Raw genomic sequence first — 12,174 nt, 5'->3', positions numbered from 1 at the left:
CGGTACCGCACTTCTAATTTGCCGTCTGCCTGCACCCCGTTATATAGTAATCACCACTTTACCTTGGGCGTGACCTTCCTGAAAGTAGTTGAACGCCTCAGATATTTCATTTAACCTAAATCGCTTATCAATTATCGCTTTTACCTTACTGGTCTCAAGTAATTCTTTTACATCATTTAAGTCTTTTTGCCTGGCTCTCTGCAACAGGCTGCTAATTTTCTTGTTTCCGGTCATTGAAATAAAAGGTCCAAGAAATAATGTTTTATAAAGTTGAGATTCGGAACCTCCTACATGAACAAAATTTCCATTTGGTTTTAATACTCGTGTATAAGCTGAAAGGGAATTAGAGCCATTCACGCCAAGAACCAAATCATAATACTCCTGATGTTGAGTGAAACGCTCTTGTGAGTAATCAATGATATGGTCGGCCCCTAGCGAACGCAGTATTTCTACATTTCTTGTACTGCATACACCTGTTACTTCAGCACCGAATGCTTTAGCAATTTGTACCGCAAAAGTACCAACGCCACCAGATGCACCATAGATCAATACCTTATGTCCCGATTTAATTTTCCCTTTGTCACGGAGTCCCTGTAAGGCAGTCACACCAGCCATAGGAGCAGCAGCTGCTTCCTCAAAGGAGATGTTGTTTGGCTTTAAGGCTAAAGCATATTCCCGGACTGTTACATATTCAGCAAACCCGCCCCACCCACAACCGGAGAGGTCGCCAAATACTTCATCTCCTGCTCTAAATTGCTTAACATCTTTCCCAACGGCTTCAACCGTACCGGCGATGTCACCCCCCGGAATCAAGTATTTTGGTTTCGTCAGTCCGAAGGCAAACCGGGCTAAGAAAGGTTTGCCTTGCAAAAGAACGACGTTCCCAAAGTTTAAAGATGCTGAATGAACCTTTACCAATACTTGATTCTCGGCAGGGAAAGGTTTTTCCACCTCTTTTAACTCAAGTACATCAGGTGAACCATATTTATTGCAAACGATCGCTTTCATAAAAATCCCCCCAATTTAAAATCTTTGCTAAACAAGATACCTTATACTTCTACTTTGGAAAGCTATTGTTTCTCTATATTACCATTCCCTTGACATTAATCTGGCTCCTTATTGGCTATGTATTTAATCTTGGAAGTAATACGATTGCCGCGATTTCAGGTCCAGCTTATTTCCTTATTGCATACTTTGGAATTGGCGGGTTTAAATCACTGTATCCAGTTGCAATTGGGTTAGGAAGCACAAGGACGCAATTCCTAAAAGTGTTCTATGGTGTTGGTATACTAGGTGTTATTTTAAGTGTATTTTTTCTGAATATACTGCAGTTCGTTTTGAAAACTCTTTTCTTACACTGGGATGTCACAGCAAATATCTTACATCCAGGAGTATTATTAGTAAACCAATACCAATTCTTTACTTACTTTTGGATTGACCTCATGCTTGGATTGTTTCTGGTTGGAGCTTCTTTTTTTATGTACAGTATTAATTTTAGACTAGGAATGCGGAAGAGTCTCATCGTTCTTATGCTGTTGTCGTTTATTGGGATGACTCTTTATTATGGTGGTTTTTTGAAAAATAGTATTGAGTGGTTTTTAGGGCTGGATATAGATGTATTAAGAAAGATCCTAATTAATTTATTTGGCTTATGTGGCATTGGGGCATTGCTGTTAACCTATCCTATCATGAGAAATGCATCTCTAAAGCCTAAATCAATGAAAGAATAACGGGCTAGTAGATGAAAAAGTGTGAAAAGATTAGGAGAGGCAGGCGGTGCATTATGCTATTCCATAAACGCACCAATCCATGTAGTAATACCTTTACGTTATAAAAGGAATCTTGCCCTTCTATAGAGAATTGTGAATAAAAGGGTCTGTCGGTTTAGATTGAAATCTCATTAAGGGAGGAATTGCTGTGGAGCAAGCAAAGCAAATGATGAATGAATGGCTGCAGCACCGGAATGTGCTGGAACAATTACTTGAATCCATCGATGATGAGCATATTGATTTTAAACCATGGGAAGGTGCTATGACGCTCGGAGAACTGGCGCTGCATGTTGCTGGATGGAACGATGTATTCGTTTCGATGGTTAAGACGGAGGAGTTAACCCCGCCAGACATTCCCGAATGCAAGACGATGGAAGACGTGCGGAAAGCCGTACAGGAGTTTACGGAGAAAACAAAAGCCACATATGAATCATTGACGGATGCAGACTTAGAAGCCGAAAATAGTTCCTCTCATCCAAAACTTAAAGGTCTCAAAAAGAGATATCTTACTGCAATGTATGATCATGAAATCCACCATAAAGGCCAACTATTTATGCTCGCACGTATGGTAGGTGTAAAAGAAGTTCCGTTTTTTAGGTAGACCACCTAGTTGCCGCTCCTCTGTAATCTAATAAAACCTGTTTACTTTCCTCAATCACGCCATATAAATAGCTATATGGTATAAGTACAGTACAATCATCTTAAGTTAATAAGAAGAGGTTGATAATAGGCAGGTAAAATAAAGGGGCCCTTGTTTGTTCTGCAGGACATATAAGGGCCATAAAACTATATATGCACAGTTATAATCAATTAGAGAAGGAGAATTTTTTTGAATGTAAAGCCTGAGAACCACTTGAGGCCAGCAATGGCTGATAAACCTCATATTACTAAAGGATGGGGATATGCTGCAGCTTTTGCACTGTTGCCGTATGCGGTTTTGAAATCACTTTGGGCATGGGGATTAACAATAGGATTGACAACCGAGCAGGCTGTGCAAGATATGGCGGCGTTCAGTGATACCTTAGAGGAAGGACCAGTTTTTCTTTATCGATTATATACAGTTGGAATAGACTTCACAGCTGTCTTGGCAATACTAGCCTCGCTATTTGCTTTAGCTTTTGTGACATCCTGGGGTGAAAAACTGCCAAAATGGTTATTGATCATATCAGGATGGTCAATCGGAGTGCTGACGGTTCTCATTAGTTTCTTAACAGCCCTTCAATTTTTAGGTGTACTTCCAAAAGGATATGCTGAAGGATTGGCAATTTGGGTGTACGTAATAACCTATGGAGGATTGTTCTTTTGGGGGATAAGTGTATTTTTAGCGACTCTGTCGTTCCAGCGCCGTGTTAAAAACAAGCAGTAACATCAAAAAGTTGGTTTATAAGTCAGGTTACTTTTTAATGAAGTGAAACTAGGCGGCAAACCTTTTTTATAAAGAGGAGGACTTGAAATAAAGCGGTCCTTTATACCACTCTATCCCTTTAAAGAAAACATAAGGAGAAATAGCAATGAAAAATCCATTTGTTGATTTTAGTGTCGCAATGGTTACACCGTTCACTTCCAACGGGAATCTTAATGTGGACGTAATACCTGTGTTAATTGATTATTATAAAAAGAATCATGTACCATCATTGTTGATTAGCGGCAGTACAGGCGAACAACACTCAATGACTATAGAAGAGCGGACTATATTATTTCATAATGTAAAAAAAGCGGCGAAAGATGATCTTCTTCTTTATGGGGGAGTATCAGCAGTACAAACAAAAGATGCACTAGCACTCGCTATTTCCGTTGATGAAATTGGGTTTGATGGAATCATGTTGGGGTTTCCGCCGTATCTAAGGATTAATCAAGAGGAAGCCTTTAATTATGTAGCAAGAATTTGTTCAAATACATCTTTACCGATTATGCTTTATAATAACCCGCCTAGAACAGGGTTTAATTTAAGCGTTGACACATTAATAAGATTGGTCAATGATTTCCCGCAAATTATTGCATTAAAAGAAGCAGGCGATCCAGCTAATATAAAGGTTGTAAGAGAGCAACTTGGTCCTGAATTTATTGTATTAACTGGTTCCGATCAAACGATGGTCGAGGATGCTGCACTAGGATATAACGGGATTTCAAGTGTTATAGGGAATGTATTCCCTAGCGAAATTCATCAAATAGTTAAGCGGATAAAGTCTGGTAATTTAGATGGCGGGAAGGAACTGCATTTTAAATTGTCCCCCTATATAAAGACTATTACGGAGATTGGAGCACTTCGAACAATCAAGTATATTTTAGAAAAACAAAATATACCTGTAGGCATTTGCCGGGAGCCCATTTCAACGTTAAACAGAGAAGAGAAAAAAGAAATTGATCAACTTTTTGAAAATCGTTAAGATTGATTCGAACAAAAATGGTTAACCGGAAGTATCTGGTGATCTTATTATACGAACGGGCAGTTTCGTCGCACAAACGTCAATAGCTTTTTTGATTTCAGGTTGGATCCATTAGAGATTCGGCCTTTTTTTTTGTCCAATCATTCATCAACGCCAGGTCACCAATTGTTTAACAGTATTCTTCTGTGGGGAAAATACACAGCAAGGCCTTGCCGATAAAACAGCTGTCTGCTATGCATTCACTCATCCCATCCATACATAACTTGAACGGGGGCGTGGCATGGTTGAAGCTTCAAATACACTGTAAGCATGAGGAGATCTGCCTACCATGGAAAATAACCCATCCTATTTTTATCAGTTTCTAGAACCGGTATCCGAAGAACTTTCCCAAATGGCCAACGAGCTAGAAAAGAGTATTTATTCCAGTCCACAGACGATGTTGATGCACGCACGGACATTTGTCGAAGCGATTTTGCAACGGGTAATGAATGCAGAACACTTGTCAGGTGAGGGGAATCTTACACTCAAAGACAGGATTGATCTGCTGGAGAACAAGAGCTTGCTCAAAAAGGAAGTCATCGATGCGCTGCATCAGGTTAGGATGAACGGCAACGCGGCCGCACACGAAACGAGGGACTTCCGGTATTCAGAGGCCCTCCTTTCTTGGGAGGCGATCTATACAATCGTCCGGTGGTATGTGAAGAAATACTGTCCTCAGGATGTGGATGTGAAAGTGCCGGCTTATGAGGATCCTGAGCCAACGAAGGGCGACGAATCAGAAGTGTCCGAACTTGAAGCTAGACTGCAAAATATGGAAACCCTGATCCGTTCAAACCTTGAACAGCAGAAAGGACTTAACGAGGAACTCGAGGCAGCTGCAGGTTCAGGTACCCCCGAAGATGCATTGCCGGGTCTCGCATCGGTTCGTACGATCGTGTATAAAGACCGAAGTCTGGAAGTCCCGTATTTCCTTCGGGACGCATACCTGCTGCCGCAAAGATTTGAGAACTCGGAACGTTTTCTCGCAACGCTTGGGTCTGAACAGGAAGTGAGGATTATGAGCGAACTGCCGAATAATCTGGAGGGGCTGCATAACGATGTGGAAGATTTCAATGAAAAAAGTGATGAACTGTTATTTAAAGAATTAAAGCATTTCATTGAAGAAGAGACCGCCAGGCGTGAAGTCGAATTGGCGCATCCGGGGAAGCTCATCCTGTTCTACAGGATGGACTATATCATCGTCACCGACCAATTGGCGAATATTTCTCTGACTGAAGAGGAATTCGACGGCAGTCCAAGTCTCTTCCGGCAGCTGCACGAAGACCAGATTGAAAGGGTGGGCCAGCTTCCAAAAGACCTGGCCACCTTAACCAAATACGACAACGTTGATTTCGATACAGTAGAAAAATTGTTCGGGCAATTAAAGGAAAAATAACTTTATAGACGGAGTGTGCCTGCGAGTATGGGTACTGAGCACGTAAGCACATAAACGTGATAGGAGACCGTCCAGTTATTTTGCCGGTCTCCCTTTTTTCTTACACTTGCACTTCACTCATGAACGCATGAGTATTATCTTCTGTATCTTTAAAAAACACCATCCAAGTTTCCGTTTGTCCCATTTTTGTTACAACATGTGGTTCGTCAATAAAAGTAACTTCCTTGTCTGCTAAGCGCTTATAAGTATCTTTAATATCGTGTACATGAAAGTATATGACTGAACTCGGATGGTCAAATTCCTCTTTCTCTGGAAGTGATAACATGAGCCGCAATCCATTGCAGTCAAAGAAAGCCATACGATCTGTGTTAAATAAAAGAGAGAGACCTAACTTCTCCTTATAAAAATCTAACGCTCTATGTAGATCTTTGACAGGTACACCAACTTGTCCAACATTAGTAATCAGTCCAGCTTCCATAAAAAGATACCTCCTTCATCTTATTCTCTTATTCGTGGGTTGAGTCTCCCTGAACTTTATAATATTCTAAAAATGAACAATATTCCTCCCTTTTCATCTGCCCATCTGGCCTTATTTAACGTAAATATATAAAAATGAATCCAAGGAATTGCCCATTTACATAAAATCATCTACTTTCTTTGGTGAGAGGAGGGGTAATCAGTTCTCTAACAAATCAATTCGATAAGCCCAAAGATGAAGAATGAAGAAAAGCGTTTTATTTTTTCCAAGCTCAATTCGCTGAACTCATGGAGGGGAATTATACGGAGGTCATTATATAAAGTTATAAAAGTGAGGGATAAAGGAATGAAACACGCACTGGTTGTTGGAGGTACAGGAATGTTATCCAACACATCGCTTTGGTTGGTGAGTAAGGGCTATCATGTTTCTGTGATTGGACGTGCCCCTAATAAGATGGAGAGTTTAATAAGCAAATCAATAGATAAATCACTAGTAACACCCCTACTAGTTGATTACAGTGATGAAGTCTCATTAAAAGAGAAGTTGAAAAAGACTATAGAGCAGGATGGTCCAATTCAACTAGTCGTTGCCTGGGTTCATTCATATGCTGAAAGTGCAGTAGAGATAGTAGCGAGAGAAGTATCAAATCGAAACGATAAAACATGGAAGCTATTTCATGTATTGGGGAGCAGCAGAAATCTAATTGAGGTCAAAGAAAAGGTTAGACTGCCTGATAATACTCAATATCACCAAGTGCAACTGGGTGCCGTCATTAAAAATGGTCATTCAAGATGGCTTACAAACGAGGAAATTTCACAAGGAGTGATTGATGCTATTGAAAATGGTAAATCCATAAATATCATTGGAGAAATTCCAAGGTACCCATCTTAATCGGGTTTGAGTGTTCAACACAAAAGACACGATGAAGTATGAACAATACCATTTAAGCAGAAGGTATTTACCGGTGATTTATCGAAATAGTAACTATTCTAAAGGGGGGACTATAATGGCGGAAGTAATCATCCAGAATAAGACGATTAAAGAGCTTGGTGAATTAAAGCTCGTCGGTTTTCGCGTTTTGTGTGCAGGCGACCAATATGTAGTTGAAATACCAAAAGCGTCGATAAGGTTAGCCGAGCGTATAAGTGAAATTAAAAGGGTGATGGATCCAAACATACAAATCGGTGCATTTATTGTAGATAATCAAACGTTTGATGAAGACGGTTACTGGATTTGTGTTGAAGTCAAAGAGTATGAGGACGTTCCGATTGATATGGTGACTCTGACGATACCCCCGCAAAAATATGCTGTTCAAAGACATATAGGTCCCAATACCAAAATAGCAGAAGCATATAATGACTTACATACGTGGATTGAAGACAACAATTATAAGAGGTTGAAAAATAAATGGCATGTAGAAAGGTTTTACGAATGGAATGATGCTGAAAAAACAGATGTAGAGCTATTTGACACGATTGAATAAAAAGCGCGATTGTAAAGCAACCCAGGAAGGAATAAATGAAAGCTTACGTGGATTATCAATAATTAACTATCCTTTTTATTAATGAAAATTATAACCTGGGAGTGAGACGATGATTAACGTATTAGGTCAAGTGATGGTTTATGTGGATAATCAGGATGAGGCAGTCAAGTTTTGGACAAAGAAGGTTGGATTCAGTGTAATTGCTGAGGAAGATAACGGGCAAGGAATGAGATGGACTGAGATTGCCCCAACAAACGATACAGAAACAAGTATGATTCTGCACAACAAGGAATTTGTTGCGAGAATGTCACCTGAATTGCATCTGGGGACACCTTCTTTAATGTTTTTCTCAGAAGATCTTGATGAATTACATCGTGACCTTTCAAACAAAAATGTCACTGTTGGAGACATTGTAAATATGCCTCAAGGCCGAGTATTTAATTTTGCAGACAGTGAAGATAATTACTTTGCAGTGATGGAGAAAAGGTAAGCCCCCAATTAGCCGGGAAGGAAAGTATTTTTATTATTGTCATGGATAGGATAAAGAGCGTATGAGCAAATAAATCAATTTTATCCCTGATTAAAATAAGAAAGGTTGATGTTTCATGACAAAGGTTGGTATTTTACTTGGCAGTCTGCGAAAAGATTCTTTCTCAAAGAAACTTGCGGCTAATGTAGCTTCCTTATTCCCTGAAGGGTATAAAGCGGAATTTGTCGAAATCGGAAATTTGCCCTTATATAATCAAGATTACGATGATGAAAACAACGCTCCTGCAGAATACACTTCATTTCGTAACAAGATGAAGGAAATTGACGCAGTTTTATTTGTAACTCCTGAATATAACCGTTCTATTCCGGCTGTATTAAAGAATGCCTTGGATGTAGGCTCTCGTCCTTATGGAGCCAGTGTTTGGAATGGCAAGCCAGCTGCGATTATCAGCCAATCCCCTGGTAATTTAGGCGGCTTTGGTGTTAATCATCACTTGCGCCAGCCGCTTGTATTTTTGAATATGCCAATACTTCAACAACCGGAAGCGTACATTAGTCATGTTGCAAACCTTTTGGATGAGAACGGAAAAATTCAAAACGAGGGAACGGTTCAATTTTTACAGTCCTTCGTTGATGCGTTTGTAGAACTGATCAAGAAACATCAATAGCATTGTAAAAGGCATCGGTGTTCGCCTCATTCCGATGCCTTTTTGTATGCAATCAGGAGAAACTTTAACGACCAGTCAAATAAATAAAATAAAAAGAGGTGATTGACAACGGAATACAAAAGTAGTATTATTATCTCGAATTGAAGATAATTTAATTAAAGATAAATTGGGGGTGGGAACTGAAGAGAAAAAGTGAGGATACCCTATCTAATGTTGATTCAGCTTTCAAGGCAATGCTAATAGGTATGATACGTGAACTAATCATACGTTTGATTAGTTTTTGATAAGAGAAAGACATTAGTACAGCTTAAATTTTTTTAAAGGCATATCTCGAATTCGAGATAAAAAAACAATCTAGGAGGATTTTAAGATGATAAATATTGGTTTATTGATCATTCGTTTGGTAGTTGGAGTATTGTTTATCGGTCATGGTGCCCAAAAGCTATTTGGTTGGTTTGGTGGCCACGGGATAAAAGGTACTGGTGGATGGTTTGAATCCATTGGAGTGAAACCGGGAGCAGCCATGGCAATTATTGCAGGGTTAGCTGAATTTATTGGTGGAATATTGTTTGCATTAGGATTTTTAACTCCACTCTCTGGCATCTTGATTACAGGGACAATGGTTATGGCGATCGTCAAAGTTCACGCACCAAATGGATTATGGTCAACAGCGAATGGGTATGAATACAACCTTACTTTGCTTGCGGTTGCAATCGGTATTGCCTTGATTGGTCCTGGTCAAATTGCTTTGGATTCACTTTTATTTTAACAAACTAGGGCAAAATAACGTGCTTTGATTTTCCTTTAAGGAGTGCTGAAAATGAGTAAAAAAACAATGGGTATTCACCATATCACAGCCATTGTAGGCCATCCACAAGAGAATGTGGACTTCTATGCGGGAGTTTTGGGTTTGCGTTTGGTCAAACAAACAGTGAATTTCGATGATCCAGGGACGTACCACCTTTATTTCGGAAATGAAGGCGGAAAACCAGGAACCATTATTACATTTTTTCCATGGCCAGGAGCATATCAAGGCGCCATTGGAGATGGCCAGGTAGGGGTTACCTCCTATGTTGTTCCGACTGGAGCTTTTGAATTCTGGGGAAAAAGATTGGAAAAGTTCAATGTTCCGTATACCAAAATAGAGCGTTTTGGTGAGCGATATTTGGAGTTTGATGATCCGCACGGGCTCCATCTTGAAATTGTGGAAAGAGAAGAAGGAGAAAAAAATCCTTGGACCTCTGGTGAGGTAACACCTGAAGTGGCTATCAAGGGCTTTGGTGGAGCAACTCTTTTATCAGCCCAGCCGGAGCAAACTGCAAATCTGCTTCAAAACGTGATGGGACTGGAATTAGTCGGCAAAGAAGGAGACTTCGCTCGGTATCGTTCAATTGGTGATATCGGAAATATTATCGACGTTAAATTAACGCCGATCGGACGTGGACAAATGGGTGTTGGTACAGTACACCACATTGCATGGCGGGCAAAAGATGACGAGGACCAGCTGGATTGGAAACGGTATGTAGAAAGCAATGGATATGGCGTAACCCCGGTAAAAGACCGAAACTACTTTAATGCCATTTATTTCAGAGAACATGGAGAAATACTGTTTGAAATTGCTACTGACCCTCCAGGATTTGCTCACGATGAATCTGAAGCGACAATGGGGGAAAAATTAATGCTGCCATCACAATTTGAGCCTCATAGGGAAAAAATTGAGGAAGTGTTAGTGCCGTTTGAAGTAAGAGAACAAGACTGATTTTACAAAAGGTGAGTGAGTGCATTGCTTTCAATTGATCCAGCCACAATGTCCGAAAGAGACAATTACAAATTTCTCGTAGGCAGTATCATCCCAAGACCGATAGCCTTTGTGACAACGAAATCCAAAGAAGGTGTGCTAAACGGCGCCCCCTTTAGTTACTTCAACATCGTATCATCCAATCCACCGATGATTTCATTATCCATTCAACGGGCCTCGGGGAAACAAAAGGATACTGCCAGAAACATTATCGAGACAAAGGAATTTGTTGTCCATATGGTGGATGAAGAAAATGTTGAAAAGATCAATAAAACAGCTGCAACCCTGCCGCCCAATCAAAGTGAGATTGACTTGGCAAACTTAACTCCAGTGGAAAGTGTGAAAGTTGCCGTCCCTGGAGTTCAGGAAGCAAAAATCAGAATGGAATGTTCTCTGGAGCATTCTATGGAACTGGGCGGCCTGGATGATCCAGGGTGCGACCTGATTATAGGTAAAATTGTTCAATTCCATATCGAAAGCGATATTTATAACAATGGAAGAATCGATCCACGCGGCTTAGGAGCTGTAAGTCGATTAGCCGGCAATCATTACGCCAAAATTGGTGAGATTTTTGAAATAGAAAGACCCAAGTAGCCATTGAGAAAATAGAGGTGGAAATATGCAAAAAACTGCAGGTATTCATCATATCTCAGCGATGGTAAACGACGCCCAAAGAAATATTGATTTTTATGCTGGTGTACTTGGCTTAAGGCTAGTTAAAAAGACAATAAATTTTGACCGCCCAGAAGTGTATCATCTTTACTTCGGAAATGAAACAGGTCAACCAGGAACACTGATTACGTTCTTCCCGTGGGCTAAACAGTTAAAAGGGCGTATTGGAACGGGGCAGGTTGGTGTAACTAGCTATGTTATACCGAAGGGCTCGGTTTCATTTTGGGAGAAGCGATTACGAAAATTTGATGTGGAGTTTACAACGTCCACTCGTTTTGGTGAAAAATACATTCAATTTTTTGACCCGGACGGACTGCAACTCGAGCTGACTGAACGAGATGGTGGGCTCATAAACACTTGGAACTTGGGTGGAATTGAAGCCGAAAATGCGATAAAAGGATTTGGAGGCGCTGTTCTTCTTTCGGCCCAGCCTTTTAAGACAGCAGAAGTGCTGGAAAATACTTTAGGTCTGGAGTGCATGGGCCAAGAGAGTGAATTCTTACGATTCAAATCCGAAGGAAATATCGGAAATACCATTGATATCCACTTAAAGCCTTCCGTCCGCGGGCTTATGGGAGCAGGAACAGTCCACCACATCGCCTGGAGAGCTAAGGATGGGGAGGAACATCAAAGGTGGAGGGAACTCCTTATAGAAAAAGGATACCATCCGACTGAGATTCTGGATCGAAACTATTTCAACGCTCTTTATTTTCATGAAGGAGGAGGCATCCTTTTTGAAATCGCAACCGACCCGCCAGGCTTTACGGTGGACGAATCCGCTGAGGGACTTGGATCTAAACTAATGCTGCCGTCTTGGTTAGAGTCAAAACGAGAAGAATTGGAATCAGCTCTGCCAACTGTCGAGGTTCGAATAATGAATGGGGATAATTAAGATTGGCTGATGGTGTATTTTCTGGCAAAGATATTGGACCCATTGGATACTCAAATGGGTCCAATATAGTTTTTACTCAATTAGAATAATGCAAAAGGGGAAG

15 protein-coding genes are annotated in these 12,174 nt (G+C 40.5%); 13 read left to right on the top strand and 2 right to left on the bottom strand.

The genetic code is table 11. From position 1 onward, the window contains the following. Positions 1 to 39: 39 nt before the first annotated feature. Complete coding sequence (locus AC0TWI_RS18135) at positions 40 to 1,008, bottom strand: NAD(P)-dependent alcohol dehydrogenase (protein WP_488127754.1); 969 nt, start codon at positions 1,006 to 1,008, stop codon at positions 40 to 42. A 65-nt stretch (positions 1,009 to 1,073) separates the two neighbouring features. On the opposite strand from AC0TWI_RS18135, the gene AC0TWI_RS18130 reads away from it, so the two are divergent. The 5 genes from AC0TWI_RS18130 (at position 1,074) to AC0TWI_RS18110 (ending at position 5,591) form a co-directional block, all read left to right on the top strand. Then, complete coding sequence (locus AC0TWI_RS18130) at positions 1,074 to 1,730, top strand: hypothetical protein (RefSeq protein ID WP_488127753.1); 657 nt, start codon at positions 1,074 to 1,076, stop codon at positions 1,728 to 1,730. Between the two features lie 187 nt (positions 1,731 to 1,917). Next, complete coding sequence (locus AC0TWI_RS18125) at positions 1,918 to 2,370, top strand: DinB family protein (protein WP_488127752.1); 453 nt, start codon at positions 1,918 to 1,920, stop codon at positions 2,368 to 2,370. 264 nt (positions 2,371 to 2,634) lie between these two features. Further along, the gene (locus AC0TWI_RS18120; protein WP_488127751.1) at positions 2,635 to 3,135 is read left to right on the top strand and encodes a hypothetical protein; all 501 of its coding nucleotides are present in this window, start codon (positions 2,635 to 2,637) and stop codon (positions 3,133 to 3,135) included. 145 nt (positions 3,136 to 3,280) lie between these two features. After that, complete coding sequence (locus AC0TWI_RS18115; RefSeq protein ID WP_488127750.1) at positions 3,281 to 4,156, top strand: dihydrodipicolinate synthase family protein; 876 nt, start codon at positions 3,281 to 3,283, stop codon at positions 4,154 to 4,156. Between the two features lie 328 nt (positions 4,157 to 4,484). Then, positions 4,485 to 5,591, top strand: coding sequence for a DUF4145 domain-containing protein (locus tag AC0TWI_RS18110; RefSeq protein ID WP_488127749.1), 1,107 nt, complete (start codon positions 4,485 to 4,487; stop codon positions 5,589 to 5,591). A 100-nt stretch (positions 5,592 to 5,691) separates the two neighbouring features. On the opposite strand, the gene AC0TWI_RS18105 is transcribed toward AC0TWI_RS18110, so the two are convergent. Continuing rightward, complete coding sequence (locus tag AC0TWI_RS18105) at positions 5,692 to 6,069, bottom strand: VOC family protein (protein WP_488127748.1); 378 nt, start codon at positions 6,067 to 6,069, stop codon at positions 5,692 to 5,694. A gap of 345 nt (positions 6,070 to 6,414) precedes the next feature. Here AC0TWI_RS18105 and AC0TWI_RS18100 point away from each other — a divergent pair, with 345 nt between their 5' ends. The 8 genes from AC0TWI_RS18100 (at position 6,415) to AC0TWI_RS18065 (ending at position 12,071) form a co-directional block, all read left to right on the top strand. Then, the gene (locus AC0TWI_RS18100) at positions 6,415 to 6,960 is read left to right on the top strand and encodes a short-chain dehydrogenase (protein ID WP_488127747.1); all 546 of its coding nucleotides are present in this window, start codon (positions 6,415 to 6,417) and stop codon (positions 6,958 to 6,960) included. A 115-nt stretch (positions 6,961 to 7,075) separates the two neighbouring features. Next, positions 7,076 to 7,552: a GyrI-like domain-containing protein gene (locus AC0TWI_RS18095; protein WP_488127746.1), complete on the top strand. Its 477-nt coding sequence runs from the start codon at positions 7,076 to 7,078 to the stop codon at positions 7,550 to 7,552. Between the two features lie 109 nt (positions 7,553 to 7,661). Further along, positions 7,662 to 8,042 carry a VOC family protein gene (locus AC0TWI_RS18090; RefSeq protein ID WP_488127745.1) on the top strand — a complete coding sequence of 127 codons (381 nt, stop codon included), beginning with the start codon at positions 7,662 to 7,664 and terminating at the stop codon, positions 8,040 to 8,042. 115 nt (positions 8,043 to 8,157) lie between these two features. Next, positions 8,158 to 8,709 carry an NADPH-dependent FMN reductase gene (locus tag AC0TWI_RS18085; RefSeq protein WP_488127744.1) on the top strand — a complete coding sequence of 184 codons (552 nt, stop codon included), beginning with the start codon at positions 8,158 to 8,160 and terminating at the stop codon, positions 8,707 to 8,709. 370 nt (positions 8,710 to 9,079) lie between these two features. Next, complete coding sequence (locus AC0TWI_RS18080; protein ID WP_488127743.1) at positions 9,080 to 9,478, top strand: DoxX family protein; 399 nt, start codon at positions 9,080 to 9,082, stop codon at positions 9,476 to 9,478. A gap of 51 nt (positions 9,479 to 9,529) precedes the next feature. Next, positions 9,530 to 10,468, top strand: coding sequence for a ring-cleaving dioxygenase (locus AC0TWI_RS18075; RefSeq protein ID WP_488127742.1), 939 nt, complete (start codon positions 9,530 to 9,532; stop codon positions 10,466 to 10,468). Between the two features lie 24 nt (positions 10,469 to 10,492). Beyond that, positions 10,493 to 11,101 (top strand): flavin reductase family protein, encoded by a 609-nt coding sequence (locus AC0TWI_RS18070; RefSeq protein WP_488127741.1) that lies wholly within the window; start codon positions 10,493 to 10,495, stop codon positions 11,099 to 11,101. Positions 11,102 to 11,126: 25 nt separating this feature from the next. Further along, a complete protein-coding gene (locus AC0TWI_RS18065) occupies positions 11,127 to 12,071 on the top strand; it encodes a ring-cleaving dioxygenase (RefSeq protein WP_488127740.1) in 945 nt (314 codons plus the stop codon). Positions 12,072 to 12,174 lie beyond the last annotated feature (103 nt).

Source organism: Lederbergia sp. B243.17, assembly GCF_057657925.1.
This window is presented reverse-complemented; position numbering and strand designations above follow the sequence as displayed.